Source organism: Nonomuraea sp. NPDC005692, from assembly GCF_040631115.1.
Taxonomy (GTDB): Bacteria; Actinomycetota; Actinomycetes; order Streptosporangiales; family Streptosporangiaceae; genus Nonomuraea.
The window spans coordinates 706,558-732,658 of sequence record NZ_JBEXYU010000001.1 but is presented as its reverse complement, the minus strand read 5'-3'; the positions used below and the strand labels follow the sequence as shown (position 1 = coordinate 732,658).

Sequence of the window (26,101 nt, the reverse complement as noted above, 5' to 3'; positions counted from 1 at the left end):
CACCTGAGAGATCCCTGAGACGGCCGTCGCCGGGCGGCCGTCAGCCGAGGATCGCGTAGACGGTCGAGGCGTGCGCGGCCGGGTCGCCGTCGCCGTCGGGCGTCAGCGTGACCTCCGAGAAGGCCAGCGAGCGCCCCAGCTTGGTGACGCGCACGTCGAGCAGCACGTCGCGGCCCACCACCGGCCGCTGGAACGTGGTCGACTGCTGCACGGTGGTCATCGGCACGAACCCGCCCCTGGCGGAGGAGATCGCGACGACGGTGGCGGTGTCGGCGGCGGCCATCATCGCCTGGCCGCACAACCCGCCGCCGTCCCTGGCCAGAGAGTCGGACCAGGGGAGCCGGACGACGGCGTGCCGCTCGCCCACCTCCTCCACCCGCAGCCCGAGCTCCTGGATCCAGGGAGCGAAGTATTGCCGGAGAATCGCCTGTGCGTCTTCTGGAGTCACGCGCTCATCATGCACGCTGTAGGGCATGGCGGAGGAGCGGAGCGAGCGTCCTGTGGACAACTCGACGGAGGGGGAGGCGCGTGACCTGGCCGAGGTGTTCCTGCCGTCCACCTACGCGGCGGACGTCCCCTACAACCTGTATGCCCGGCTTCGCCGGGAGAGCCCGGTCTGCTGGATCCCCGAGCCGGCCGTCGGCCCGTGGCGCGAGGGGCCCGGCTACTGGGGCGTGTTCCGGCACGCCGACGTCAAACGGGTGCTGCGCAGCCCCGACGACTTCTCCTCCCACTTCGGCGCCACCCAGATCCGCGACCCCGACACCCCTGCCGACCTGGAGTTCGTCCGGTCGATGATGCTCAACATGGACCCGCCCGACCACTCCAGGCTGCGGCGGATCGTGGCGGCCGCCTTCACGCCGCGAGCGGTCCGCGCCCTGGAACGCACGATCAAGGACCGGGTGGCGGCGCTGCTCGCGCCCGGCGAGTGCGACTTCGTCGAGGTGGCCGCCGACCTGCCGGTCTGGACGCTGGCCCACGTGATGGGTGTGCCCAAGCAGGACAGGCGGCTGCTGTACGACTGGGCCTCCCGCGTCATCGGCTACCAGGACGACGACTACGCCGGCCTGTCCACGGCCGAGGTCGAGTCCCTGAGCCCCGTGGGCCGCCTGGCGGTCGCCGCCCGTCCCGAGCTCGAACCGGGCATGAACCCCAGGTCGAGGGCCGCGCTGACGGACATGTTCGCCTATGCCCACGCCCTGGCCGACACCCCACACGAGTCCGTCATGTCCGCCATGAGGAAGGGCGGCCTGACCGGGGCCGAGTTCGAGAACATGTTCTTCCTGTTCGCCGTCGCCGGGAACGAGACCCTGCGCAACGGCATTCCCGGCGGCCTGCTCAGCCTGCTCCGCCACCCCGCCGAGCTGGCCCGCCTGCGCGCCGACCCGTCGCTGCTGGAGTCCGCGGTGGAGGAGATGCTGCGCCACTGGCCCCCGGTGATGGACTTCCGCCGTACGGCCACCCGCGACCTCACGCTCGGCGGCCGGCGCATCCAGGCGGGCGAGAAGGTGGTCGTCTACCACGCCTCGGCCAACCGCGACCCGGCCGTCTTCGCCGACCCCGACCGCTTCGACGTCGCCCGTACCCCCAACGACCACGTCAGCTTCGGGTTCGGACCGCACTTCTGCCTCGGCGCCCACCTCGCCCGCGTCCAGCTCCGCGCGGTCTTCACCGAGCTGCTCGCCTGGGACGTCGAACCCGCCGGCCCCCCGGTACGCCTCACCTCCAACTTCCAGAACGGCCTCAAACACCTCCCGGTACGCCTGACCCACCGCCCGGCCTGAAGGCCGCCTCGGTCGGACAAATAGGACATCTGAGACCGATGGGCCGGATGACCGTAAGATTTGCGCCGTGAAGTCACCAGCATCGTTCAAGAAGGCCGCAGCGTGGGCCTTGCCGTACTGGACCAGAGGCCAGGCGGGGCGCGAGACGCCGCAAGACCTGTTCCGGGTGCTCTACTTCGGATGGCTGGTGGCGCTCACGCTCAAGCTCCTCGGCTCGGCCTGGGACGTCTCGTGGCACTTCAAATGGCTGCGCGACGACCTCGCCCCGCCCCACCTGCTCAACTCCGCCGGCACCGCGCTCGTCGTCGTCCTGACCGTCGTCCACGGCTACACCGGCTACGGCGTCGACAAGGCGGCGCTGCGGCTCATCCAGTGGGGAACCGGGATCTTCCTCGTCGCGGTGCCGCTCGACCTGATCAACCACCGCGTCAACGGGCTCGACATCACCTCGTGGAGCCCGTCGCACATCATGCTCTACGTTGGAACGTTCTTCATGATCATGGGTGTGATCAGGGGCTGGTTCATGGGCGCGCCCCCCGGCCGGGAGCGCACCGTCGTGCTGGGCGCGTTCCTCGCGTTCTTCCTGGAGAACGTGCACTTCCCCGAGCAGCACCAGGAGTACGGCATCCTGTCGCTCGGCGCCTGGGACAACCAGGCCACCTACGCCGAGCCGATCCTGCTGCGCTTCGCCGCCGACCAGATGGGCCGTCCGGTCGACCGGATCATGATGAGCGGGTTCACCCTGCCCGTGCCCGACTACCTCTACCCGGTCTTCGCCGTCGTCGGCGGGCTGTCGGTGCTGGTCGCGGCCAGGCTGCTGATCGGCAGGTTCGGCGCGGCGACGCTGGTGGCCGGCGCGTACGTCGGGTTCCGCACGCTGATCTGGCCGCTGCTCACCTTCGGCGGCTTCCCGCCGTCGGCGGTGCCGTTCTTCTTCGTGGCGGCCGGGCTGCTGGTCGACCTGGCGTTCCTGGTGCGCGTCCCGGCCGTGCGGGCCGTCGTGGGGGCGGTCGTGGTGACCGCCGGCGCCTACGGCGCGCTGGCCGTGCAGAACGCGGCCATGGGCCCGGTCTACGGCGCGATCAAGGGCCAGACCGGCCTGTACGGAGCCCCGCCCCTGGTCACGTCGTCGGCCCTGTGGGCCGGGCTCGGCCTGCTGGCCGCCTGGCTGGCCGCCGAATGGCTCGCCGGGCGGCGCGACCGGCGGCCTCAGCCGATCGAGGCCCGGGTGATCGCGACCGCCACCCCGTAGGCCAGCCCCATCACGCCCACCTCGGCCGCCGTCCAGCTCGCCAGGGCGGTGGCCCCGCCGCGGCGGATCACCGGCAGCAGGCGGAAGCGGATGTGGGCGGCCAGCGGCACCAGCAGCGCCACCAGCGCCGTCTTGATCACGACGAGCACGCCGTAGTGGCTGGTCACGATCGCGCCGGGCAGCTCGACGCCGGGCGTGAGCGCCATCGTGCCGAGCCCCGTGACCAGCCCGGACAGCGCGACCAGGAGCAGGCAGACGGTGGCCATCCTGGAGAACTTCGGCAGCGCCACGGCCAGCAGCCCCCGGTGGGGGGCGACGAACACGGCCGTGGCGGCCAGGCCGCCCGCCCAGGCCGCCGCGCCCATCACGTGGATCTCCATCGAGATCATGATGGGGTCGTGCCACACGGAGTTGACCGCGTGCCCGGTGACCGGGATGGGCAGCAGCCCGAACAGCGCCACGATGATCCGCAGCTCCGCGGGCACCTTCTCGCCGAACCTGACCGCCATCAGCCCGATGCCCGCCGCCGCCAGCGCGCACGCCGCGCTGAACAGCAACCCCTGCCCGGTGCCGACCTCCTCGACGTAGGAGGCGATCAGGCCGAACGTGGGCACCCGGCCCGGATTGAGCTCCGCCGTCTGGAACACGATGGTGAGCAGCGCGCAGATCGCCCACGCCCAGGCCGCCAGCACGGCGAGCGGACGCACCCGGCGCAGGACCGGCTCGGTGGCGTCGGGGTCGTCGAAGCCGAGCAGCTTGGGCACCAGGCTCAGCCCGACCACGGCGACGGCGGCCAGGTCGAGCAGCACCCGGACGACGGGCAGGCCGTAGGCCACGACCGGCCCCGGCATGGGGATGCCCGGCACGGACTCCTGCGCGGTGAGCGTGGACGCCGCCACGGCGGCGACGATCCCGCACACGACGAAGGCCCCGGCGACGAGCCGGCCGCCTCCGACATGCTGCCCGGAACGGGAGGAACCGGAACGGGAGGAAACGGTGGCGGTCACGCCCGCGTGCCCTCCGACTCCGACTCCGACTCTGGAGAGGCGGGATCGGGGGCCGGGGCGGCGCGGCGGAGGGCGACGGCGGTGCCCGCGGCCAGCAGCAGCAGCGCGGCCACGATCCACACGACCGCCATGCCGGCCCCGCCGTTGGCCGCCGCCTCGGCCGCCTCCGCGCTGTCGCCCTGCTCGGCCTGCCCGGCCGAGACGCCGGTGGCGGAGGCGGCCATGGTGAAGCTGATCTTCCCGGTCACCGGATGGCCGTCGGAGGACAGGATCCGGTAGCCCACCACGTACGAGCCGCCCGCGGGCAGCGGCCTGACCTTGACGGAGACCCGCTCGGCGGCCACCTCCGCCGCACCGTCGGCCCACGAGGAGCCGTCCGCCCCCGTCACGCCCACCTGCGCGTAGCCCTGGCGGACCGCCTGGTCGAACACCAGCGTCACCCGCGCGGGCGAGGCGGACAGCGTGGCGCCGTCCTTCGGATCGCTGCCGACCAGCACGTTGTGCGCCTGCGCGGGAAGGGCGAACCCGACCGCGGCGCACGCGAGCAACAGGACCGTGAGTAGCCGCCTCACCGATCAAAACCTTCCATCGAACGAGTCTCGAACCCGTATATGGTCCCACCCATGACGGACCTCTTCGGCGGCGCGGCGCCCTACTACGCCAAGTACCGGCCCGGGCACGGCGATCCGGCCATCGATCGGCTGGCCCGTGCGTTCGGCCCGGACGGCGTCGTGCTCGACCTCGGCTGCGGCCCGGGGACGATCGCGATCCCGCTGGCCGGGCGGGTGCGCGAGGTGCTGGCCGTGGATCCCGACGAGGAGATGCTGGCCGAGGGGCGGCGGCTGGCGGCGGGCGTGCCAGGCGTCCGCTGGTTGCGCGGCGACTCGACGACGTTGCGGGAACTGCCGCCGTTCGGTCACGTCGTGATGGGCCGGTCGTTCCACTGGATGGACCGCCGCGCGGTGCTGGCCGACCTCGACGCGCTGCTGCCGCCGGGCGGCGTCGTCGCCCTCGTCGGCCCCACCCGCGACCCCGTCGAGGAGCCGTGGGAGCCGGTCATGCGCCGGGTGCGCGAGGAGTTCGGGGTGAACACCTGGACGGCCGCCGGCTCCTTCCAGCAGACCGGCGAGCACCACCACGACGTGCTGGCCGCCTCGCCCTTCACCGACCTGGAGGCGAGCCGGTACGAGCACCGCCTCGCCTACGACCTCGACGCCGTGCTCGGCCTGCAGCTCTCCTACTCCTACACGGCCCCGGCCAGGCTGGGCGACCGCCTGCCCGCGTTCGTCGAGGCGGCCAGGGCCGCCCTGCTGGCCGCCGAGCCGTCGGGCCGCTGGGAGCTGACGACGACCACCGAGGTCCTCATCGCCCGCCGTCCCGAATAGCCCGGCGGCCGGGGCTCAGCGCCGGGTGAGCCGCCGGACCGCGAGGCCCGCCACCCGTACCGCCGCCGACGGCCACAGCCGGGCGGCGCGCCAGGCGATCCGCCCCGAGGCGGGCGCCACGATCAGCGCCTTGTTCCTGGCCACCCCGCGCAGGATGTCTTCGGCCAGCGCGTCGACGGGATAGAGCCGCCCCTGCGCCCGCACCGCCGCCCGCCTGGCGTGGGCGGCGATCTCGTTCTGCGGCAGCCCGGGGTTGGCGTGGTCGAGCAGCGGCGTGTCGATGAACCCCGGGCAGACCACGCTCACCCGCACCCCGTACGCGGCCGCCTCGGCCCGCAGCGCCAGCGAGAGCCCGACCACGGCGTGCTTGCTCGTCGTGTACGGCAGCATCAGCGGCGCGGGCACCAGCCCGGCCAGCGAGGCGGTGTTGACGATGTGCCCGAACCCCTGGTCCACCATGATCGGATAGGCCGCGTGCACGCCGTGGACGACGCCGCGCAGGTTCACGTCGATCGTCCGGTTCCAGTGGTCGAGCGTCAGCTCACGGGTGCGGCCGCCGACCGCGATGCCGGCGTTGTTGAACAGGAAGTCGAGCCGCCCGCGTTCGGCCTTCACCCGCGTGACCAGCGCGGCCACGGCCTCGGCGTCGGTGACGTCGAGGCGGGCGAACTCCAGGCCGAAGTCGGCGGCGGCCTGCTTGCCCGCCTGCTCGTCGACGTCGGCGATCACCACCGCCACGCCCCTGCTCCGCAGCTCGCGCGCCACCGCGCGGCCGATCCCGGAGGCGCCCCCGGTCACCACCGCGACCTTCACCGGCGCGGCTCCGCCCATATCCCCATGGCCTGCCAGACCTTCCTGCTGACGACGTTGAGGAGCCCGATCTCGGCGCACAGCTCGCGGGTCCTGCCGACCGAGTCGCGGATCTCCCGCCGGGCGGCCGGGTTGTCGCGGTAGATCTCGGCCACGACGCCGGCCGGGACGCGGAAGTGCCTGATCATCGGGCCGGGCGGGGCGAGCATGATGCGGGCCATCACGCCGAGCACGACCGGCGAGATCACGCTCAGCAACATCCGCCGGTGGCGGGGCATGCGCGGCACCCGGCTGCGGAGGTAGTGGCGGGCGAAGGAGATGTGCCTGGCCTCCTCCGCGATGTGGATGCGCATGATCGTCTCTTCCAGCGGATGGTGGGCCCGGCCGTCCTTCAGCACCTTACGCTGCACGTGGTCGATCGGGTCCTCGCCACCCAGGACGAAGACGAAGAACAGCTCGGTGGAGATCAGCGGGATCCAGGGCGCGATCTGGGCGACCAGGGACAGCGGCCGCGGCATGCCGCGGATCGGGAGCTTCGTACGGTTCACGAACTCCTGGAACATCATCCCGTGATGTCCCTCTTCGATGGTCTCGTGGTAGACGTACCGGAACTCGGGGGAGCCGTTCGGCAGGCGGTAGGCGTAGTTGAGCAGGCCGCGCTTGAGCAGGTTCTCGAACTGCAGGCCGATCTTCATGGCGGTGGCCACCCGCCACAGGCCGATCCTGGCGCGGACCTCGGGGGAGCGGCTGCGGTACCAGGGGTGGCCGCCCAGCTTGTCGACCTCGGGCAGCTCCCAGCGCGGGTCGGCCTGGTCCACGCGGAACTCCGGGTCGTCCCACGGGATGTCGCGGTAGGGCTCCCAGTGTTTGTCGACCGACGCCTTCGACAGGCGTTCGATGACCGCTTCGTAGGCGGTGCGGTCGGCGACCCTCTCGTCGTTCTCGCCGGCGGTGGTAGAGCTCGGTGCGGATGTCATCGCGGGTGCTCCTCTCCTCGCCCCAGCAATTGTACGAAGGATCCAATAGGCGCGGAAGAGGGGCCCGGGTCACAGGGTCTCGACGGGCAGCCCCAGTTCTCCGGCGACCGCCGTACGCAGCAGGACGGCGGCCCGGCGGCGCGAGAGCACATGGGGATGCACGTGCGTCTGGACCGCCAGGCCGTCGATGAGCGCGAAGATCCGCCAGACCGCCTCCTCGGGATCGCCGCAGGCGAACGCGCCCGAGCGCACGCCGTCCTCGATGATCGACCGCAGCAGCGAGCGGCTGCGCGCGTCGATCCGGCGGGAGATCTCCTCCAGCTCCGCGCTGCGCATCGCCTCGGCCCAGGCGTCGATCCACAACCGCCACTCGTCCGAGGGGATCGCCGGCGAGCAGCGCCGCAGCAGGGCGCGCAGTCGTTCGAGCGGGCCGGCGGGGGAGTCCTCGATGTCGGACAGCGCGTCGAGATGCAGCCTGGCCGCATAGCCGAACGCCTGCGCGAACAGCCCGTCCTTGGTGTCGAAGTGGTAGAAGAGCAACGCCTGGCTGACGCCCGCCGCGCGGGCGATGTCCAGGGTCCGGGTGTGACCGAACCCCTGCTCGGCGATCACTTCGCAGGCCGTCTTGAGGAGGTCTTCGCGCCTTAATCGGCTGAAACTGGGTGTCACAGCGAGTAACTCTAACTACTGATCAACGGTATTTGTAGGACAAACCGGGCGCCGCGTTCGGAGGGCTCGATGGTGAGCGTGCCCTCGTGGGCCTCGGCGATCTCGCGGGCGATGGGCAGGCCGAGCCCGGTGCCGCCGGCGTCGCGGCGGCGGGAGTCGGCCAGGCGGATGAACCGCCGGAAGACGGCTTCGCGCTGGTCGGGGGCGATGCCGGCGCCGTCGTCGAGCACCTCCAGCACCGCCTGTCCCTCGTGTTCACCCACAGTCACAGTGATCATGGTATCGGCGTGCCTCTCGGCGTTGTCGAGCAGGTTCGCCAGCAGGCGGGACAGGCGCAGCGCGTCGCCCTCGACGACCACGCCCGAGCGCAGCCGCGTCTCCACCAGCTTGCCCTCCGGCCGGCGGAGCAGCTCCTCCCGCACCAGCCTGGCCAGGTCCACCGGCTCCCGGCGGCCGGGCGCGCCGGCCTCCAGCCGGGACAGGGTCAGCAGGTCGCCGACGATGTTCTGCAGGCGGTCGAGGCCCTCGATCACGCGGCGGCCGGTCCGGGGCCAGTCGGTCTCCTCGGGGACGAGCATCGCCTCCTCCACCTGCGTGCGCATGGCCGCGATCGGGCTGCGCAGGTCGTGGGAGGCGTCGGAGGCGAACCTGCGCTGCTGCTCCACCGCGCGTTCGAGCCGGTCGAGGGTCTCGTTCACGGTACGGGCGAGGTCGTCGAGCTCGTCCCGGTGCCGTCCCCTGGGCACCCGGCGGCCGAGGTCGGTGGCGGTGATCTCGGCCAGCTCGTCCTTGATCGCCGAGACCGGGGTCAGCGCCTTGCGCGCGGTCAGCCAGGCCACGCCGGCGGTGACGGCGGCCAGCAGCAGCACGCCGAGCCCGGTCACAGGCAGGTACCAGGGGCTGATGTACCAGGGGGGCGCGGGGGTGTAGGCGTAGACCATCCAGGGCCTGCCGTCGACGTGCGCCCGGAAGCCGACGGTGATCAGGCAGTTCACCCCGGGCACCCGGTTCGTGCAGATCGTGGTGTCGAGGCGGGCGTCGTCGCCGGTGGCGGTGTCGGAGCTGAGCGGCGGCCGTCCCGTCAGACGGGGACTCGCCTGCCGGATCCGGCCTTCGGTGTCGACGACCTGGATGAGGTCGGTGCCCTCGGTGACGGCCACGGGCCGCAGGCGGCCGGGGGCGTCCCGCTCGACGACGAAGGCGATGCGGCGCGCGGCGCCGGCGGTCTGGTCGGTGAGGAAGCCGGTGGCCATCGTGTGCACGATCGGCGTGACGAGGAGCGCGGTGACGCCGTAACCCGCCAGCGCGCACAGCAGGGCGGCCAGCGTCAGCCGCCGTTGCACGGACCAGCGTCTGAACATGAGCACGCACCCCTCCGATGACCAGATGATCACAGGAGGCGGGAACGGTCCTAATTAGCGGAGTTTCGGCGACAAATGCCGCCGAAAGGCCCTCCAGAGCATTGCTCTATGCGTGCCGCCGTGACCTGACTAGAGTAAGTGAACACTGATGCCAAGGAGTCGATGTGGACCTTGCAGAGTATCGGCGTGCCGCCGCGGAGTGGCTGCGCGACAACGTCCCGGCCGACGATCAGTCAGGGGCCGACGCACTCGCCCGCGCCAAGGAGTTCATGGCCAGGCTCTACGACGCCGGCTACTCCGGCATCACCTGGCCGCGGCAGTGGGGCGGCCAGGGGCTGACACAGGCCGAGGAGCGCGCCTTCGCCGCCGAGGCGCGCGACCACACCCTCCCCACGTACGTCTTCTCCATCGGGCTCGGCATGACCGGGCCGACGCTGGTGGACCGGGGCACCGACGCGCAGCGCGAGCGTTTCGTCCGGCCGCTGCTGCGCGGCGAGGAGGTCTGGTGCCAGCTGTTCTCCGAGCCGGGCGCCGGCAGCGACGTGGCCAGCCTCCAGACCCGCGCCGTACGCGACGGCGACACCTGGGTGGTCAACGGCCAGAAGGTCTGGACCTCGGTCGCCCACCACGCCGACTGGGGGCTGCTGCTGGCCCGCACCGACGTCGAGGTGCCCAAGCACCGCGGCCTGACCATGTTCGTGGTGGACATGCACCACCCCGGCGTGACGGTCAGGCCGCTCAAGGACATGTCCGGCCGGGCCAACTTCAACGAGATCTTCTTCGACAACGTGACGATCCCCGACGAGCACCGGATCGGCGAGGTCAACGACGGCTGGAGCGTGGCCGTCACCACCCTGCTGCACGAGCGGCTGTCGATCTCCGCGGGCGTCGGCATGGGTGGGCAGAAGGACAACCCGGCCACCTTCGAGGCGCTGCGCGAGACGCTCGACACCAGCGACCCGCTGGTCCGCGACCAGCTCGTCGAGCTGCACATCCGCAGCCGCGCCCTGGCCCTGTTCAACCAGCGGCTCGCCCAGGAGACCAGGGCGGGCATCTTCCCCGGCGCCCGCGGCAGCGCCGCCAAGCTGCTGCTGGCCGAGCTGACCCTGTTCCAGGCCGACCTCGCCACCCAGCTGGCCGGCCCCGAGTCGGTGGTCGGCGACCACCCGCTGTCCCGGTCGATCTCGCTGGCCCCCGGCATGGCGCTGGGCGGCGGCACCAACGAGATCATGCGCAACATCGTCGGCGACCGCGTCCTCGGCCTGCCGCCGGAGCCGAGGGTGGACAAGACCGTGCCGTTCAAGGACCTGAAGGTGGGGACGCAGGGGTGAAGCTCGTACTCAGCCAGGAACAGCAGCAGCTCCGCGAGGCCGTGCGCGACTTCCTGCGCGCCGCGTCGCCGCTGCGCAAGGCCCGCGAGGGCTACGACCCGCAGGTGTACGCCCGGCTCAACGGCGAGCTCGGCCTGTCCGGCCTGGTCGTCCCCGAGGAGCACGGCGGCGCCGGGGCCGGGCTCGCCGACCTCGCGGTGGCCCTGGAGGAGACCGGCGCCGCGCTGCTGCCCGGCCCCTTCCTCGCCACCCAGTTCGCCGCGCTCGCGCTCACCCAGGTGCCCGACAAGGAGCTGCTGGGCGGCATCGCCGAGGGCCGCGTCGTCGCCACGCTCGTCCAGCCGGAACACGACCTCGCCTTCGACGGCACGGCCGTCACCGGCGCCCTGCCCCGGGTGCTGTCCGGCATGGAGGCCGACGTGCTGCTCGCGCCCGCGCCCGGCGACGGCGGCGTGGTGCTGGTGGCCGTCGACCTGGCCGGCCCCGGCGTCACGCGGACCCCGCTGGAGACGCTCGACCTCACGCGCGGCCAGGCGTGGGTGACCCTGGAGCGCGCCCCCGCCCGCGTGCTCGGCCGCCCGCCCGCCGGCAGCGGCATCGGCGACCGGCTGTGCGTCGCGCTCGCCGCCGAGCAACTGGGCGTGCTGCGCGCCTCGCTGGACGCCATCGTCGCCTACGCCAAGATCCGCGTCGCCTTCGGCCGCTACATCGGCTCCTACCAGGGCGTCAAGCACAAGCTCGCCGACATGCACGGCAAGCTCGAACAGGCCGAGTCGATCGTCAGGTACGCCGCCTGGGCCGCCGACGAGTCCCCCGCCGAGCTGCCCGGCGCCGCCGCCCTGGCCCAGGCGTACGTGGGCCGCGCCTGCTTCGAGGTCGCCCGCGACCACCTCCTCCTGCACGGCGGCATAGGTTTCACCTGGGAGCACGACGCGCACCTGTTCTACAAGCGGGCCAAGACCGACGAGGTGCTGCTCGGCCCGCCCCGCATCCACCGGGCCCGTCTCGCGGAACTCCTGGAGCTGTAGATGGACATCAGCGGCCTTCCCGGCTTCTACGCCATCGCCGCCGCCGACCCCGGCCGCCTGGCCGTGATCGACACCGACGGCACGCGGACCACGTACGGCGAGCTGCTCGCCCGGGTCAACCAGGTCTCCCACGGCCTGCGGGCCCGCGGGCTGGGCAAGGGCGACGTGGTCGCCGGCGTGCTGACCAACGGCATCGACGCCGTCGTCATGCTCATGGCGACCGGCCAGATCGGGCTCTACTACGTGCCGGTCAACTGGCATCTCACCGAGTCCGAGGTGTCCTACATCCTGGCCGACTGCGACGCCAAGATCGTGGTCACCGACGCCGCGCACGCCGTCCCGGGAGCGGAGATCGGCACGTCCGGGCTGGCCGAGGGGCAGCCCGCGGACGCCCCCGCCGAACGTACGGCAGGGGCGGTCATGTGGTACACCTCCGGCACCACCGGCTTCCCCAAGGGCGTGCAGCGCGCGCTGCCCGACGCCGAGCCGGAGGCCATCGTGCCGCTGTACACGTGGTTCCTCGGCGAGGTCGTCGACCTGACGCCGGGCGACGCCGTGCACCTGGTGACCTCGCCGATGTACCACTCGGCGCCCTGCGCGCACACCCAGTTCGCGCTGCACCTCGGGCACACGGTGGTGATCACGCCCAGGTTCGACCCGGTCGACATCCTGGAGCTGATCCAGCGCCACCACGTCTCCAACGCCATGATGGTGCCGACCATGTTCCACCGCATGCTGCAGCTCCCCGAGGACGTCCGGGCCAAGTACGACGTGTCGAGCCTGCGCCAGGTCATCCACACGGCCGCGGCCTGCCCGGTCGCCGTCAAGCAGGCGATCATGGACTGGTGGGGCCCGGTGCTGTACGAGTACTACGGCTCGACCGAGTCCGCGATCGCCTTCTCCGTCAAGCCGCACGACTGGCTGGCCAGGCCCGGCACGGTGGGCCGTCCGGCGCCGACGTTCGAGGCCAGGATCCTCGACGAGAACGGCGAGGAGCTGCCGCCGGGCGAGCCCGGCATGATCTACGTCAAGTCGTCGATGGGCTCCTTCGAGTACCGCAAGGACCCGGCCAAGACCGCCGCCAGCATGCTGGGCGATTGGTACGCCCCCGGCGACATCGGCTACCTCGACGACGACGGGTTCCTGTTCCTGTGCGACCGGCGCACCGACCTGATCGTCTCCGGCGGGGTGAACATCTACCCCGCCGAGATCGAGGCCGTGCTGCTGGAGCATCCCGCGGTGGCCGACGTCGCGGTCATCGGCGTGCCCGACGAGGAGTGGGGCCACAACGTGGTCGCGCTCGTGCAGCCCGCCGAGGGCGTCGAGCCGGGCCCCGCGCTCACCGCCGAGCTGCTCGAACACTGCGGGCCCCGGCTCGCCCGGTTCAAGCACCCGAAGGTCGTGGAGTACCGCGACCGGCTCCCGCGCACCCCCACGGGGAAGTTGTCGCGCTCGAAGGTGCGCGAGGGTTACCTGGCCGAGGCGGGGAACACCACCTCCTCGCTGTAGTCGCGGCCGTCGCCGAGGTAGAAGCGGGTGGCCAGGGTGCGGTCGGCGGTGTCGAAGACCGTGGTCCACAGCGTGCGGAACGGCGCGGCGGGATCCTCCGCCGGCCGGACCGCGTGCAGGCTGTCCCGCAGGCCGTCGGCGGACATGGTGGCGCCCTTGCTGCGCTCGTACAGGGTGCGCAGCCGGCCGTAGGTGCCGAGGCTCGACGGGGTGTCGGCGGGCAGGGCCATCGGGTCGGGATGGCGGTGCAGCAGGTGGTTGGTGACGCACAGCGGGCCGTCGCCGAACTCGACGGCGTGCTCGGTGCCGTCCGGGCCACGCTCCCACACGAACGCCTGACCGTGGGCGTCGGCGACCAGGTAGTGCAGGGGCAGGCCGAGGTCGTACTGCTTGGCCCTCAGCAGCGCCTGCTTGGCCTGGGCCGCGGTCTCGCAGGTGTCCATGAGGAACCGGGGCAGTTGCAGGCTGCCGAGCCCGACCTGCGGGACGTCCAGCCGCGGCGGGGTGGCGGTCTCGGCGTCGGCGATCAGCAGCATGACGGCCAGGCCGGCCTCGTTGATCCCGTCGATGCAGCCGTCGAGGCCGTTCATGGTGATGACGGTCGAGGCGAGCCCGTCGTCGGGCACGGTGCTGATCACGTACGGGCGGGCGGCCATGGGCAGCTCGCCGGGGCTGGGCGGCTCGCCCGCGATCTGGCTGGTGGTGTACAGGAAGAAGTCGTAGTTGCGGCCCACCCTGCCGTGCCCGTCGGCGGAGGCGGACGGCGGGCACCACAGGGCCGAGCAGGCGGCGTCCGCAGGCACGTAGTTCCAGCCGTCGAGGGCCAGCTCGTCCTGGTCGGGGTCGAGGCCGAGCGCCGCCGCGGCGCCGTCCATGCGGGCGTGGTGCTGCGGCCAGTTCCGTTCGAACCAGGACATCCTTGCTCTGATCACCGCCGGGTCGGCGGTCATGGGCGACCAGCCGAGCCGGCGCGCCTCCTCGGTGAGCACCCGGCCGATCTCGAACTGGCTGCCGGTGACGGTGAGGTGCGTGACGAGCTGGAAGTCGTCGTTGCCGCCCGCCACGCAGGTCATGTTGGTCATGCCGCCGATGTTGCCGCCGCCCGCTGACCGGGCTCCTACCGCCGGCTGACCGCCCGCCGGACGGCGATCAGCCGGTCAGCTTCCGCACCTGCTGGACGATCACCAGGACGGTCAGCGTCCCGAAGAACGCCACCGACCAGACCAGCGCCGCCAGCCGGTACGACCGAACCCTGATCGCCTCCGGCAGCGCCCGCCGGTTCAGCACGATCAGCAGGATCGAGTACACGAACATCATCACCGCCGCGAAGCACGCCGAGAACACCAGCAGGATCAGCGGCTGGTCCAGCCCGAGCAGCAGGATCGCGATCCCGACCAGCGTCATCGCCCAGACGGTGACGAAGTACACCCGGTTCACCGAGACGGGCCGGTCGCGCAGGTAGACCGTCTTGATCGTGTCCGAGGCCAGCCGCGAGGTGTAGTCGACGATGCCCATGGCCGAGGCGAACAGGGCCAGCGCGCCGATCACCCAGAACAGGATCCCGAACCAGGTGCCGACCACGCCCTGCAGCACCTCGCCCTCGACCTTCAGGAAGCCGATGTTGTCCTTGCCCGCCACCTCCGGCCGGCCGAAGACGGTCGAGTAGGCCAGCATCGACATCAGCCCGATCGTCAGGAACGACACCAGCGCGAACGTGGCGCCCTGCTCGGCGTTGGCGAAGCGCCACCACCGGCGCCAGCGGGCCAGGTTGTCCTGCGTGGGCGGGAACTGGAAGCCGGTCGAGGCGGCCGCCTCCTCCTCGCCGGTGACCGGGCTGACCAGGCGCGGGACGTACGAACCCATGCCGAAGCCCTTGTCGCGGATCCAGTTGCTCTGGCACAGGTTCTGGCCGCCGCCCGCGCCGGCGTAGGCGACGGCGCCCATGAGCACGGCGATCCCGAGCTCCCCGGCCGGGAAGCGGGCGCCGACGGTGAGCCCCTTGCCCAGCTCCACCCAGCTGTCGGCGTTGACCGCGAACAGGATCGCGACCACGGCCAGCGTGGCCACCAGGGCGATCTTCACGAAGATCACCCGTTCGAGGAGCGTGTAGATCACCGGCGCCAGCGTCAGGCCCAGCGCGATGACGACGAGCATGCCGATCGCGATCCAGCGCACCCCGCCCGCCCCGGCCCCGGTCAGGTACGTCACCATGGTCGCGGACGTGGTCACCCACCCCGGCCACAGGTTCGAGGCCAGCGTCAGCACGACGAAGACCAGCCCCCAGTGCCGCCACATCCGGCTGAACCCGGTCAGCGCGGTCTCGCCGGTGGCCAGCGTGTACCGCTAGATCTCCATGTTCAGGAACCACTGGGTGACGATGCCGACCGCGGCGCCCCAGACGAACACCAGCCCTACCTGGGAGGCGATGTAGGGCCAGAGGATGAACTCGCCCGACGCCAGCCCCACCCCCGCCCCGACCAGCCCCGGGCCGATGACGCGCCAGGTCGAGCGGGGAGGGTCGGGCAGGTCGCGGACGGCGACGGAGGGCAGGACTCGCGCGGGGACGGTGGGGGTGAAGTCCGTCATGCGGATCTCCTCGTTCGGCTTCCCGTACCGTCACCTTACGCAGATCGCTTACGCCGGTGAACTATCCGGTCAGGGTCACCACGTAGTCCCCGCGGTCGGTGAGCCCGTCCACCCGCCCGCCGGACTCCATCAGGCCGCCCAGCACCTCGCGCATCGCCGCGCGCCAGGCCCTGGCCGTCGCCGGGTCGTGCACGCGCAGCCGTTCGACGTCGTGCGGCGTGCCCACCAGCACGACGTCCGTGTCCGCCGGCCGCACGACCGGGCCGGAGCCGTCCTCCGCCAGCACCCGGGCGCGGCCCTCGGCCGGTTCCACCCGTGGCCCGAGCGGGCGCTCGTCCAGCGGCCACACCGCCAGCAGGCGGTCGGAGGAGTCGCCCTCGTTGATCGCGTCGGCCATGACGCCGTAGAAGTCGCGCAGGTACTTCTGCGGGCGGGCGCCCAGCTTGACCAGGTTGAACCGGGCGTTGCGGCGGACGAGCGGATCGAAGGTCCAGGTGACGCGATCGAGGCCCCGGTCCAGGCACCACGCCCGCTGGTGCAGCTTGAGCGCGTAGCCGATGCCCCGGCCGATCGAGGCGCCCGTCACGTGGGAGTGCAGCGCGCCCTCCGCCGCTCGGAAGCCCACCGACGCGCCCACCAGCACGTCGTCCTCGTACGCGCCGACCACGTAGTTTCCGGTGTGCGCGAACCCGACCATCAGCTCGACGCTGACCGGCGCGTTGCCCGGATCGGGCCGCCAGATCTCGTCGAAGAGCCGGAAGACCTGCGTGAACTCGCCCATCTCGTGCAACTCGCGGATCGTCACACCACTCTTGGCCGCCGCCTCGGCGGCCTCCTCCCGGCTCGTCATGCCCCCCACTATGCCCGCCGGACGGCGAGATGCCCGCCCGCGGTCCGCGGACGGGCATCTCAGGGGCTGCCGGAGATCACTTCACCAGCGGCCCGAGCGTGCGCTCCATGACGCAGTCGTTCTCGAACTTCCGGTCGTAGGACGTCGTGCGGCCGTACCAGTGGCCCCTGACGCGCACGGAGACGGGGGCGTAGTTGCGCGGGCACGCGCCCGGATCGACGTTGAGGTCCTTGATCACGCCGTCGACCTCGTGCAACTCCGCGCAGGCCGTGCGGGGGCGCGGGTGGGTGCCGCCGTCGGGGTCGCAGGTGAGCCGCATCGAGTACGCGCCGCCGCCGTTGCTCGGCGTGACGGTGATGAACAGCAGCACGCCCGGCTCGTCGGCGGCGGCGGCACCGGCCGGGCTCGCCCCGAACGGAACGATGAGCGCGGCGGACGCGCACAGGGCTAGGGCGGCCGTCCTGCGAGCGGCGGTCAGCACGGATGTCATGGGAACCTCCCTGGTCAACGTGCGCCCCGAGAGTGGCGGCGCACGTCAAATGACTACAGGCAGTCACCATATCGATACCACTGGTGAAGGAGTGACAGAATGCTGTCCCCGCTGATCACACCCGCTCCCACCGGCCGGGCCCGGCCGTCCCGCTCAGGCCGCGCCGCCAGGGCCGCGACGCCGGGCCCGGTCGTCTCAGCGCACGGCCTCGATCAGGGCGCGGAGGAGGGCCGTGCGGCGTGGCATCTCGGCCACCACCACGTGCTCGTGGTCGGCGTGCGCGCCGCCGCCCACCGCGCCCAGCCCGTCGAGCGTCGGGCAGCCGGCCCCCGCGGTGAAGTTACCGTCGGAGGCGCCGCCCACCGCCGCGTCGGTCAGCGGGCCCACGTCCAGCCGCCCGGCCAGGTCCTGGGCCAGGGCGTAGAGCGAGGCCGACATCGCGGCTTCGAGCGGCGGCCGGTTGGGGCCTCCTTCGACCTCCAGCCGCGTGCCGGGCACCGCGGGGGCCAGCGCCCGCATCGCGGCGTCCACCCGCAGCTGCTCGGCCACCGTGCTCGCCCGCACGTCGACCCCCACCGTCGCCTCGGCCGGGACGGTGTTGAGCGTCGTCCCGCCGCGCAGCACGGTCGGGGTGACCGTCGTGTCACCGGCTCCGAGGGCGGCGATGGCCAGGATCTGGTGCGCCAGCTCGACGCCCGCGTTCGCGCCCTTCTCCGGCTCCAGCCCGGCGTGGGCCGCCTTGCCGTGCACCCGCAGCGTGTACATCGACGTGCCCTTGCGGGACGTCTTCAGCGCGCCGCCGTCCGCGCTGGCCTCCATGACGAACGCGGCGGCCAGCCCCCGCGCGGTGTCCGTGATCAGCGGCGCGGACGTGATCGAGCCAAGCTCCTCGTCGCCGGTGACCAGCAGCGTGACGCCGTCGAGCGAGCTGAGCCCGGCGAGCGCGTGGAAGGTCTGCACCAGCCCGGCCTTCATGTCGAACACGCCCGGCCCGCGCGCCACGCCGTCGACGACCGACCAGGGGTGGGTCGCCAGCGTGCCGATCGGCCAGACGGTGTCGTGGTGGCCGAGCAGCAGCACCCTGGGCGTGCCGAACGACCAGCGCAGATGGGTGACGCCGTCGATCACCAGGAACTCCGGCCTGGCCCCCAGGTAGCGGGTCCCCATCGCGGCCACGACCTCGGCGCTGCGGGCCACGGCCTCCAGGTCACGCGAGAACGACTCGCACAGGACCAGCTCCTCCAGATCCTCGATCATGCCAGCCGCTCTCCGAGGAACCGGTGGACGTTCCCGCCGATGATCTTGGCGACGTCCTTCTCCGGCAGGCCGCGGCCGAGCAGCCCCTCGGTCACCATCGGCAGCCCGGTGGGCCCCTCCAGGCCGGGGATCGACGCCTTGGGGTCGAGGCCGTCGGGCTCCAGGTCCTCGCAGCACGGGGGCGTCAGGTCGTCCATGACCTCGCGGATGAAGTCGGGGCCCAGGCCGACGTGGTCGATCCCGGCCACCTGCGCGACGTGCTCGATGTGGTCGAGCAGGCGGTCGAGCGTCATGTCCTCCGTGCGCTCGGCCAGGAAGGGGGCGAAGAAGTTCACGCAGACCACGCCGCCCGTCGCGGCGACCGCGCGAAGCTGGTCGTCGGTGAGGTTGCGGTGGTGGTCGCGCAGCGCGCGGGCCGCGGAGTGGGTGGCCATCACCGGCTTGGTCGCCAGCTCCAGCACGTGGGCCACGCCCGACGCGCCGAGGTGCGAGACGTCGAACACCATGCCCAGGCGCTCCATCTCCTGCAGGGCGGCCACGCCGCGGCTGGTCAGGCCGCTGCCGGTGGCGTCCTCGGCGCTGCCGTCGGCCAGCGGCGTACGCCCGAAGTGGGCGATCGAGGCCACCCGCACGCCCAGCCGGTGGACGGTCGAGATCAGCTCGACGCTCTCGTCGAGCCCCGGCATGCTCTCCAGCGCGAGCACCAGGGCGATCTTGCCCTCCGCCAGCGCCGCGTCGATCGCCGAGGCGTCGAGGCAGAGCCGTACGGTGTCGGGGTTGCCCTCCGCGATCACGTGGGCGCACTCGATCATGCGCAGCGTCTGCCGCAGGGCGCCCTCGGGCCGGTACTGGTCGTCGATGAAGACCGGCAGGATCTGCAGGTCGACCCCGCCCTCGACGAGCTGCGGCAGCCACCGCCCGCGGAAGAAGGAGGCCCACTGCTGGGGCGGCCGGGCGGCGACCGCCATGAGCAGATCATTGTGGGTGTCGGCCACGACGGCACGCCGGTGCAGGGGAAGCGTCATGCGAAGGACGTTACCGTGCGCCCCCACCTGCTCCAATGCGCCTCAAGTCCGATTTTTCGGCCACATCTTGTTCACCGCACCGAAGACGGGACCTCCCCGACCCTCCGGTACGCCCCGCGCGGCGGCCGGGCGGTGAGCCGCCGGTAGAGCGTCGTCGGGCCGGGCCAGTTGTTGGTGACCCGCCCCTCGGCCGTCTTGTACCAGCTCCGGCACCCCTCGCCCCACACCATGCGGGCCATCGCCGCGTCGAGCTGCCGGGTCCAGGCGGCCATCGCCTCGGGACGCACCTCGATCGGCCCCTGCTCGGCCACCCGCGGCAGGCACGCCATGACGTGCCGCACCTGGCACTCGATCATGTAGATGATCGAGTTGTGCCCGAGGTTCGTGTTCGGGCCGTAGAGCAGGAACATGCTGGGGAAGCCGGGCACCGAAATGCCGAGGTAGGCCTGCGCGCCGTCGCGCCACTGCTCGGCCAGCGACCGCCCGCCGAGCCCGGTGACCTCCATCGGGGCCAGGAACTCGGTGCTCAGGAAACCGGTGGCGTACACGATCGTGTCGGCCTCGCGCAGCCCCTCGGCGGTTTCCACGCCCTTCGGCCCGATCCGGACGATCGGATCGGTGACGACGTCGACGTCCGGCCTGGTCAGCGCCGGGTAGAAGGCGCTGTCGATGACGACGCGCTTGCAGCCGGGCGGGTAGCCGGGCGTCAGCTTCGCCCGCAGGACGGGATCGGGGACCTGGGCACGCAGGTGGGCCAGGGCGCGCTTCCTCAGCAGTCCGGCGCTCCAGCCCTCGGCCAGGGCCGGGTAGAGCGTGGCCTCGGCGTACCGGTAGATCCACTCGCGGTAGGCCCGCTGGAGGCCCGGGACGTAGTGGAAGGCCAGCCGGGCGAGCGGGCCGAAGGTGGCGTCGGACTTGGGGATCACCCAGTTGGGCGTGCGCTGGAAGACGTCGAGGTGCGCGGCCCGCTCGGCGACGGTCGGGATGAGCTGGGCCGCCGACGAGCCGCTGCCGATCACGGCGACGCGGCGGCCGGTGAGGTCGTGGTCGTGGTTCCAGCGGGCCGAGTGGAAGGAGACGCCCTCGAAGTCGGACATGCCGGGGATCTCGGGCAGGTGGGGGCGGTTGAGCTGGCCCACGCTCATGACGACCACGTCGAACGCCTCGGTGCGCTCGCCGCCGTCGTGGACGCTGGTGACCTGCCAGCGGCGGCCGTCGAAGACGGCTCGCCGTACTTCCGTACCGAAGCGAATTTTCCGCCTGACGTCGTATTTATCAGCGCAATGCTCTAGATAGCCCAAAATTTCGGGTTGGGCCGGGTAACGGCGGGTCCAGCTCCCGTACTTCTCGAACGAGTACGAGTACAGGTGCGAGGGGATGTCGCAGCCCGCGCCGGGATAGCTGTTGTCCCGCCACGTGCCGCCGAGGTCGGCGGCCTTCTCGAAGACCGTGAAGGAGCCGATCCCGGCACGCCGCAGCCGGATCGCCATGCACAGGCCGCCGAAGCCCGCTCCGATGATCGCGACGCTGGGTGCCATGCCGTCCTCCGCGAAGTCAGGATCCACTTACAGTACGCCGAACCGCGTTCTGACGACACCCTCCGCCACGCCCCGCGCGACCCTTCCGCGGGCCGGTAGTCTGCGCAGGTGGCTGCTGTGACGCTGACTGAGGTGATCGAGGTGCTCGAGGCGGCCTACCCGCCCGCCCGGGCCGAGTCGTGGGACGCGGTGGGGCTGGTCTGCGGCGACCCCGCCCGCCGGGTGCACAAGGTGCTGTTCGCCGTCGATCCGGTCGCGGTCGTGGGTGAGGAGGCCCTCGACTGGGGCGCCGACCTGATCGTCACCCACCACCCGCTCTACCTGCGCGGCACCACCAGCGTGGCCGCCACCACGCCCAAGGGCCGGCTGATCCACCGCCTGATCAAGCACGAGGTCGCCCTCTACACCGCCCACACCAACGCCGACACCGCCAATCCCGGCGTCTCCGACGCCCTGGCCAGGGCCGTGGGCCTGACCGGCGACCTCGTACCGCTCCAGCCCTTCCCCGACGACCCCTGGCGCGGTCTGGGCCGCATCGGCGAGCTGCCCGAGCCCACGACGCTGGGGGAGTTCGCCGCGCGGGCCGCCAAGGGGCTGCCGCGCACCGCCGGCGGCCTGCGGGTGGCGGGCGACCTGGCGCGTCCGGTCTCGCGCGTGGCGGTCAGCGGCGGCGCGGGCGACTCGCTGCTCGGCGCGGCCAGGGCCGCGGACGTCGACGTGTTCCTCACGGCCGACCTGAGGCACCATCCGGCCGGCGAGTTCGTCGAGTCCGGGGGCCCCGCCCTGATCGACGCCGCCCACTGGGCCACCGAGTGGCCCTGGCTCGACAGCGCGGCGTCCATCCTGCGCTCCAGTGGCGTTACCGTTGAAACGCGCGTCTCCGCCACGGTCACCGATGCTTGGACAAGAGGATATTGATCATGAAAGCAGCCCCTGAGGCCCAGAAGCGACTGCTCGACCTGGCAGAGCTCGACTCCGTGATCGACCGGCTGGCGCACCGTCGGCGCACCCTGCCCGAGCTGGCCGAGATCGACGAGCAGTCCAAGCGCCTGGCCCGGCTCGTCACCCAGGTCATCGAGGCCGAGACCGAGGCCGGCGACCTCGCGCGCGAGCAGACCAAGGCGGAGAACGACGTCGACGCCGTGCGCACCCGCGCCGACCGCGACCAGAAGCGCCTCGACTCCGGCGCCGTGACCTCGCCCCGCGACCTGGCCGGCCTGCAGTCCGAGATCGCCTCGCTGCAGAAGCGCCAGGGCGACCTGGAGGAGGTCGTGCTGGAGATCATGGAGCGCCGGGAGGCGGCCGACAGCAAGGTCACCGACCTGGTCGCCCAGCGCGACGAGGTGGCCGCCACCCGCGCCGCCGCCGAAGACCGCCGTGACGCCGCGCTGACCGAGATCGACAAGGAGGCGGGCGAGGTCCGGGGCCGCCGCGCCGCCGTCGCCGGCGAGATCCCCGCCGACCTGCTGAAGCTCTACGACAAGCTCAAGGAGCAGTACGTCGTGGGCGCCGCCATGCTGCACGGCGGGCGTTGCCAGGGCTGCAAGGTGGCCCTGTCCATCGCCGAGATGAACTCCATCAAGGCCGCCCCCCACGACGAGGTGCTGCGCTGCGAGGAGTGCCGGCGGATCCTGGTCCGCACCCCGGAGTCCGGCCTGTGACGTCCTACGTCATCGAGGCCGACGGCGGCTCGCGCGGCAACCCGGGCCCGGCCGGCTACGGCGCGGTCGTCAGGGACGCCGCCGACGGCCAGGTGCTGGCCGAGGCCGCCGAGGCCATCGGCGTCGCGACCAACAACGTGGCCGAGTACCGGGGGCTGATCGCCGGGCTGACCGCCGTGCTGGGGGTGGGCGGCGAGGGCGCCGAGGTGGCCGTGCGGATGGACTCCAAGCTGGTCATCGAGCAGATGGCCGGCCGCTGGAAGATCAAGAACGAGGGGCTGCGTCCGCTCGCCCTTGAGGCCGGCGCGCTGGCCAGGCGGCTGCGGGTGGTCGAGTGGACCTGGATCCCGCGCGAGCACAACAAACACGCCGACCGGCTGGCCAACGAGGCCATGGACGCCGCCGCCAAGGGCCTGACCTGGAAGGCGGGCGGCACCCACGACACCGGCGCGCCGGGGGCCGCGGCCGTCCCGGCTGCGGGCGTGCCCGCGGCCCGCACGCCGGCGCCGGTCGTCGAGCAGACCGACCTCCTCGACGCGGGCGCGATCGCCGAGCTGTCGGCCCCCACGGCGTCCGTGGCCGCCGCCCAGCAGCGCTCCAAGGGCACCGGCTGGGCCCCGCCCACCCGGGTGGCCACCTCGTTGCTGCTGCTCAGGCACGGCGAGACGCCGCTGTCGATCGAACGCAGGTTCTCCGGCCTCGGTGACGCCGAGCTCACCGCCAACGGGCTGGCCCAGGCGGCGGCCGCCGCCGAGCGGTTGTCGCGGGAGCCGTACCGGCCGGACGTGATCGTCTCCTCGCCGCTCAAGCGGGCCAGGCAGACGGCCGAGGCCGTGGCCCAGCGCACCGGGCTCGACGTCGAGATCGACGAAGACCTCAGGGAAGCCGATTTCGGCGCCTGGGAGGGGCACACGTTCACCGAGGTGCAGCGTGAGTGGCCCACCGAGCTGGCCGCCTGGCTGGCCGGCCCCGACGCCGCGCCGCCCGGGGGCGAGAGCTTCGCCACGGCGGCCCGCCGCGTCCAGGCGGTGGGGGAGCGGCTGGTGGAGCGCTACGAGGGCAAGACCGTGCTCGTCGTCTCCCACGTGACGCCGATCAAGATGTTGCTGCGCGACGCCCTCACGGCGCCTCTGGGCGCGCTCTACCGGATGCACCTCGACCTGGCCTGCCTGTCGCTGATCGAGTACTACGCCGACGGCCCCGCCGTGGTGAAGTCGTTCAACGACACATCCCACCTCCGCTGAGCACGCGACGCGCTCGGCGACACGACCCCCTCGCCTTGAGCGCGGCGGTGGCGAAGCCGTACACCGACCAGCCGGCCTGCGTTGGGCGTGGTGGTGGTGAAGTGGTGATTGGTGGTGAAGTCGTACACCGACCGGGCCACCTGCGTTGAGCGCAGTCGTGCTTCGACCGGTCCAGCTACGTTGAGCGCGGCCACGCCGGGAGCCGCCAGAACATCCCGGCGCGGCCGCTGCTGCCTCCGCCCCCCTCAGGCGGTGACATGCCCATCCCACCCAATCGATCTTGCGACTCGCTTGGGAACGGCTTGAGGTTTGATAACCTCCCTGAAGACGAGTCGGCCGGGCGGCCGCGTCGGGCCTTCGGGCCCGCCGAGGAAGGTCCGGGCTCCACAGGGCAGGGTGGTCGGTAACGCCGACCCGGGGTGACCCGCGGGACAGTGCCACAGAAAGCAGACCGCCTCCCGCCTCGGTGGGAGGTGAGGGTGAAAGGGTGGTGTAAGAGACCACCAGCGCCCACGGTGACGTGGGCGGCTAGGTAAACCCCACCCGGAGCAAGGTCAAGAAGGGACGCTCTCCGGAGCGTTCCGCGCGCGACGTTCGAGGGCTGCCCGCCCGAGCCGCGCGGGTAGACCGCTTGAGGCCGCCGGCAACGGCGGCCCTAGATGGATGGTCGCCCCTTCGTTCGCGAAGGACAGAACCCGGCCTACAGGCCGGCTCGTCTCTCACCTCCCAGTTCCTGGGCCTCGCGGCCGTGCACGATCAGGGCGTACAGCACCAGTACGTCCACCGCGATGACCGCGAGCGACCACCACGGGTTGACCGCGATCCAGGTGAGCTGCGTCATCGCGTTGATCATGACGAGAACCACCGCCACGACGCGGGCCCAGGTCTGCCCCACGGTCACTGCGATACCGGTCAGGAGCAGGACGATCCCGAACAACAGGTGGATCCAGCCCCATGTGCCGATGTTGAAGAACAGCAGGCGGGATGGTGTGCGGACGAACAGCCCGCTGTTGATCACCGCATAGAGACCGGTGATGATGTTGAACACGCCGGACATGATCATGAGCATGCCGGCGAACCATACCCAGCCAACCCAGCCCGTGACGGGCCTGCTCTGGTACGTCATCGTCGAACCCTCCCCCGTGAGTTCACGTACACCGGCTGTCACCTGCCCGTCGAGCTCAGGTGTATGCGTCTTCCCAGCTCACGAGGTTTCGACGACCCGTCAGGCGCCCGGCGGCGAGGCTCGGAAGCCCAGGCACCTCCAGGAACGCCTGACGGCCCGTGGCGGGGTCAGGAGGAGCGGGTGTCCCAGGCGGCGAGGATGGCGGCCTCCTTCTCCGGAGCCATCCCGTGGACCATCCTTCGCCCGTAGGAACGCTGCTCCTCCGGGATCTCCCGCAGCCACGCCCACGTGTCACGCACGGTCTCCGCGACCGGACGCGCCCGCAGCCCCGCCGCCTCGGCCTTGCCCGTCGGCACGCTCCAGAAGTTGTCGGTCTCCTCCGACGGCGGCCCGCCCCACAGCGGCAGCTCCACGAACGCCCCGGCCCCCTGCGCGACGAGGAACTCCGCGTCCATCCACACGAACTCCGCGTCGGACCCGGTGACCTGCTTGCACAGCTCCAGCCACTCGCCGTAGGTGGTGTTGCCCGCCGGGCCGGTCACCGCGAACCGGCCGGCGACGCCCCGCTCGGCCTGGTCGAGGGTGAAGATGGCCACGTCGCGCGCGTCGACGAGCTGCATCGGCGCGGCGGGATCGCCGGGCGCCAGCACCCGGCCGCCCCGCGAGATGCGGGTCAGCCACCAGGGCAGCCGGGCCACGTTCTCGTACGGGCCGAGGATCAGCCCAGGCTGGATGATCAGCGCGTTGCCGTCGAAGCCCTGCTCGACCGCCCGCTCGCACCCGGCCTTCAGCACGCCGTAGTCGCCGTCGTCGGGACCGGCGTCGGGCTCGCACGGCCATCCGCCGGTGTGCTCGGTCGCGGCCTTGGCGGGGAACCCGTCGAGGGCCGAGACGCTGGAGATGAACGCGTACGTCGCCGCCCGGCCCGACAGCGCCCGCACCGATTCGCCCACCACCCGCGGCACATACCCGGACGTGTCCACAACGAAGTCCCACGACCGGCCGTCGGCCAGCCGCTCCAGGTCGGCGACGGACTCCCGGTCGCCGCGCACGGTCTCGACGCCCGGCACGTCGCCGCCGCTCCGCCCTCTGTTGAACGTCGTGACCTCATGGCCACGCGCCAACGCCTCCTCCGCGATGGCGCGCCCCAGGAACCCCGTGCCGCCGATGAGCAAAATCTTCATGAACCCATCTTCGGCGCCCGGCGGGGC

23 protein-coding genes, 1 other RNA gene and 1 pseudogene are annotated in these 26,101 nt (G+C 72.1%); 10 read left to right on the top strand and 15 right to left on the bottom strand.

The genetic code is table 11. The features are described 5' to 3' along the window. Window positions 1–40: 40 nt before the first annotated feature. Window positions 41–448: a PaaI family thioesterase gene (locus ABZ459_RS03450; protein WP_357965262.1), complete on the bottom strand. Its 408-nt coding sequence runs from the start codon at window positions 446–448 to the stop codon at window positions 41–43. 25 nt (window positions 449–473) lie between these two features. On the opposite strand from ABZ459_RS03450, the gene ABZ459_RS03445 reads away from it, so the two are divergent. Both ABZ459_RS03445 and ABZ459_RS03440 read left to right on the top strand, forming a co-directional pair. Further along, on the top strand, window positions 474–1,784 hold the full coding sequence (locus ABZ459_RS03445; protein ID WP_357965259.1) for a cytochrome P450: 1,311 nt from the start codon (window positions 474–476) through the stop codon (window positions 1,782–1,784). A gap of 67 nt (window positions 1,785–1,851) precedes the next feature. Beyond that, window positions 1,852–3,036 carry a hypothetical protein gene (locus ABZ459_RS03440; protein ID WP_357965257.1) on the top strand — a complete coding sequence of 395 codons (1,185 nt, stop codon included), beginning with the start codon at window positions 1,852–1,854 and terminating at the stop codon, window positions 3,034–3,036. Here ABZ459_RS03440 and ABZ459_RS03435 read toward each other — a convergent pair. Both ABZ459_RS03435 and ABZ459_RS03430 read right to left on the bottom strand, forming a co-directional pair. Next, window positions 2,994–4,043: a CopD family protein gene (locus tag ABZ459_RS03435; protein WP_357965255.1), complete on the bottom strand. Its 1,050-nt coding sequence runs from the start codon at window positions 4,041–4,043 to the stop codon at window positions 2,994–2,996. The genes ABZ459_RS03440 and ABZ459_RS03435 overlap by 43 nt on opposite strands. Next, window positions 4,040–4,615: a copper resistance CopC family protein gene (locus ABZ459_RS03430; protein ID WP_357965252.1), complete on the bottom strand. Its 576-nt coding sequence runs from the start codon at window positions 4,613–4,615 to the stop codon at window positions 4,040–4,042. The genes ABZ459_RS03435 and ABZ459_RS03430 overlap by 4 nt, the downstream gene beginning before the upstream one ends. Before the next feature lie 51 nt (window positions 4,616–4,666). Between ABZ459_RS03430 and ABZ459_RS03425 the strand changes: the two genes are divergently transcribed. After that, entirely contained in the window at window positions 4,667–5,428 is a 762-nt protein-coding gene (locus ABZ459_RS03425) for a class I SAM-dependent methyltransferase (RefSeq protein ID WP_357965250.1), read from the top strand. Window positions 5,429–5,443: 15 nt separating this feature from the next. Here ABZ459_RS03425 and ABZ459_RS03420 read toward each other — a convergent pair whose 3' ends face one another. From ABZ459_RS03420 to ABZ459_RS03405, 4 genes are all read right to left on the bottom strand, one after another. Further along, on the bottom strand, window positions 5,444–6,241 hold the full coding sequence (locus tag ABZ459_RS03420; RefSeq protein ID WP_357965247.1) for an SDR family oxidoreductase: 798 nt from the start codon (window positions 6,239–6,241) through the stop codon (window positions 5,444–5,446). Further along, window positions 6,238–7,215 carry a diiron oxygenase gene (locus ABZ459_RS03415; RefSeq protein WP_357965244.1) on the bottom strand — a complete coding sequence of 326 codons (978 nt, stop codon included), beginning with the start codon at window positions 7,213–7,215 and terminating at the stop codon, window positions 6,238–6,240. Before ABZ459_RS03415 ends, ABZ459_RS03420 begins: the two co-directional genes overlap by 4 nt. Before the next feature lie 69 nt (window positions 7,216–7,284). Then, window positions 7,285–7,884: a TetR family transcriptional regulator C-terminal domain-containing protein gene (locus ABZ459_RS03410; protein ID WP_357965242.1), complete on the bottom strand. Its 600-nt coding sequence runs from the start codon at window positions 7,882–7,884 to the stop codon at window positions 7,285–7,287. 11 nt (window positions 7,885–7,895) lie between these two features. Next, complete coding sequence (locus ABZ459_RS03405) at window positions 7,896–9,245, bottom strand: HAMP domain-containing sensor histidine kinase (RefSeq protein ID WP_357965240.1); 1,350 nt, start codon at window positions 9,243–9,245, stop codon at window positions 7,896–7,898. Between the two features lie 164 nt (window positions 9,246–9,409). Between ABZ459_RS03405 and ABZ459_RS03400 the strand changes: the two genes are divergently transcribed. From ABZ459_RS03400 to ABZ459_RS03390, 3 genes are read left to right on the top strand one after another with little or no spacing between them, the layout of a single operon-like run. Then, entirely contained in the window at window positions 9,410–10,576 is a 1,167-nt protein-coding gene (locus ABZ459_RS03400) for an acyl-CoA dehydrogenase family protein (RefSeq protein WP_357965237.1), read from the top strand. After that, a complete protein-coding gene (locus tag ABZ459_RS03395) occupies window positions 10,573–11,604 on the top strand; it encodes an acyl-CoA dehydrogenase family protein (RefSeq protein ID WP_357965234.1) in 1,032 nt (343 codons plus the stop codon). The genes ABZ459_RS03400 and ABZ459_RS03395 overlap by 4 nt, the downstream gene beginning before the upstream one ends. After that, window positions 11,605–13,113 (top strand): AMP-binding protein, encoded by a 1,509-nt coding sequence (locus ABZ459_RS03390; RefSeq protein ID WP_357965232.1) that lies wholly within the window; start codon window positions 11,605–11,607, stop codon window positions 13,111–13,113. Here ABZ459_RS03390 and ABZ459_RS03385 read toward each other — a convergent pair. The 7 genes and pseudogenes from ABZ459_RS03385 to ABZ459_RS03355 all read right to left on the bottom strand — a co-directional run bounded on the left by ABZ459_RS03385 (window position 13,074) and on the right by ABZ459_RS03355 (window position 20,859). Further along, window positions 13,074–14,195 (bottom strand): C45 family peptidase, encoded by a 1,122-nt coding sequence (locus ABZ459_RS03385; RefSeq protein ID WP_357965230.1) that lies wholly within the window; start codon window positions 14,193–14,195, stop codon window positions 13,074–13,076. The genes ABZ459_RS03390 and ABZ459_RS03385 overlap by 40 nt on opposite strands. A gap of 67 nt (window positions 14,196–14,262) precedes the next feature. Further along, window positions 14,263–15,699 (bottom strand): annotated as a pseudogene (locus tag ABZ459_RS03380) (Nramp family divalent metal transporter). Between the two features lie 61 nt (window positions 15,700–15,760). Beyond that, window positions 15,761–16,549, bottom strand: a complete 789-nt coding sequence (locus ABZ459_RS03375; RefSeq protein ID WP_357965227.1) for a GNAT family N-acetyltransferase — start codon at window positions 16,547–16,549, stop codon at window positions 15,761–15,763. Window positions 16,550–16,625: 76 nt separating this feature from the next. Next, a complete protein-coding gene (locus ABZ459_RS03370) occupies window positions 16,626–17,039 on the bottom strand; it encodes an SSI family serine proteinase inhibitor (RefSeq protein ID WP_357965225.1) in 414 nt (137 codons plus the stop codon). A 195-nt stretch (window positions 17,040–17,234) separates the two neighbouring features. Further along, window positions 17,235–18,296: a M20 family metallopeptidase gene (locus ABZ459_RS03365; RefSeq protein WP_357965223.1), complete on the bottom strand. Its 1,062-nt coding sequence runs from the start codon at window positions 18,294–18,296 to the stop codon at window positions 17,235–17,237. Further along, window positions 18,293–19,321 (bottom strand): dipeptidase, encoded by a 1,029-nt coding sequence (locus ABZ459_RS03360; protein ID WP_357965220.1) that lies wholly within the window; start codon window positions 19,319–19,321, stop codon window positions 18,293–18,295. The genes ABZ459_RS03365 and ABZ459_RS03360 overlap by 4 nt, the downstream gene beginning before the upstream one ends. Before the next feature lie 71 nt (window positions 19,322–19,392). Beyond that, window positions 19,393–20,859 (bottom strand): NAD(P)/FAD-dependent oxidoreductase, encoded by a 1,467-nt coding sequence (locus tag ABZ459_RS03355; protein ID WP_357965218.1) that lies wholly within the window; start codon window positions 20,857–20,859, stop codon window positions 19,393–19,395. Window positions 20,860–20,976: 117 nt separating this feature from the next. Here ABZ459_RS03355 and ABZ459_RS03350 point away from each other — a divergent pair, with 117 nt between their 5' ends. The 4 genes from ABZ459_RS03350 (at window position 20,977) to rnpB (ending at window position 24,483) form a co-directional block, all read left to right on the top strand. Then, the gene (locus tag ABZ459_RS03350) at window positions 20,977–21,777 is read left to right on the top strand and encodes a Nif3-like dinuclear metal center hexameric protein (protein WP_357965215.1); all 801 of its coding nucleotides are present in this window, start codon (window positions 20,977–20,979) and stop codon (window positions 21,775–21,777) included. Between the two features lie 2 nt (window positions 21,778–21,779). Beyond that, entirely contained in the window at window positions 21,780–22,520 is a 741-nt protein-coding gene (locus tag ABZ459_RS03345; protein ID WP_357965212.1) for a C4-type zinc ribbon domain-containing protein, read from the top strand. Further along, the gene (locus ABZ459_RS03340; protein ID WP_357965209.1) at window positions 22,517–23,764 is read left to right on the top strand and encodes a bifunctional RNase H/acid phosphatase; all 1,248 of its coding nucleotides are present in this window, start codon (window positions 22,517–22,519) and stop codon (window positions 23,762–23,764) included. The genes ABZ459_RS03345 and ABZ459_RS03340 overlap by 4 nt, the downstream gene beginning before the upstream one ends. Window positions 23,765–24,092: 328 nt before the next feature. Next, window positions 24,093–24,483, top strand: an RNA gene (gene rnpB, locus ABZ459_RS03335) — RNase P RNA component class A. A 574-nt stretch (window positions 24,484–25,057) separates the two neighbouring features. On the opposite strand, the gene ABZ459_RS03330 is transcribed toward rnpB, so the two are convergent. After that, window positions 25,058–26,074: an NAD-dependent epimerase/dehydratase family protein gene (locus tag ABZ459_RS03330; RefSeq protein WP_357965206.1), complete on the bottom strand. Its 1,017-nt coding sequence runs from the start codon at window positions 26,072–26,074 to the stop codon at window positions 25,058–25,060. Window positions 26,075–26,101: the final 27 nt, after the last annotated feature.

Coding starts and splice junctions, on each gene's coding strand:
- ABZ459_RS03390 (WP_357965232.1), top strand. CDS start 11,605: ATGGACATCAGCGGCCTTCCCGGCTTCTACGCCATCGCCGCCGCCGAC.
- ABZ459_RS03355 (WP_357965218.1), bottom strand. CDS start 20,859: ATGGCACCCAGCGTCGCGATCATCGGAGCGGGCTTCGGCGGCCTGTGC.
- ABZ459_RS03425 (WP_357965250.1), top strand. CDS start 4,667: ATGACGGACCTCTTCGGCGGCGCGGCGCCCTACTACGCCAAGTACCGG.
- ABZ459_RS03405 (WP_357965240.1), bottom strand. CDS start 9,245: ATGTTCAGACGCTGGTCCGTGCAACGGCGGCTGACGCTGGCCGCCCTG.
- ABZ459_RS03360 (WP_357965220.1), bottom strand. CDS start 19,321: ATGACGCTTCCCCTGCACCGGCGTGCCGTCGTGGCCGACACCCACAAT.
- ABZ459_RS03445 (WP_357965259.1), top strand. CDS start 474: ATGGCGGAGGAGCGGAGCGAGCGTCCTGTGGACAACTCGACGGAGGGG.
- ABZ459_RS03345 (WP_357965212.1), top strand. CDS start 21,780: ATGAAAGCAGCCCCTGAGGCCCAGAAGCGACTGCTCGACCTGGCAGAG.
- ABZ459_RS03370 (WP_357965225.1), bottom strand. CDS start 17,039: ATGACATCCGTGCTGACCGCCGCTCGCAGGACGGCCGCCCTAGCCCTG.
- ABZ459_RS03415 (WP_357965244.1), bottom strand. CDS start 7,215: ATGACATCCGCACCGAGCTCTACCACCGCCGGCGAGAACGACGAGAGG.
- ABZ459_RS03375 (WP_357965227.1), bottom strand. CDS start 16,549: ATGACGAGCCGGGAGGAGGCCGCCGAGGCGGCGGCCAAGAGTGGTGTG.
- ABZ459_RS03330 (WP_357965206.1), bottom strand. CDS start 26,074: ATGAAGATTTTGCTCATCGGCGGCACGGGGTTCCTGGGGCGCGCCATC.
- ABZ459_RS03365 (WP_357965223.1), bottom strand. CDS start 18,296: ATGATCGAGGATCTGGAGGAGCTGGTCCTGTGCGAGTCGTTCTCGCGT.
- ABZ459_RS03385 (WP_357965230.1), bottom strand. CDS start 14,195: ATGACCAACATGACCTGCGTGGCGGGCGGCAACGACGACTTCCAGCTC.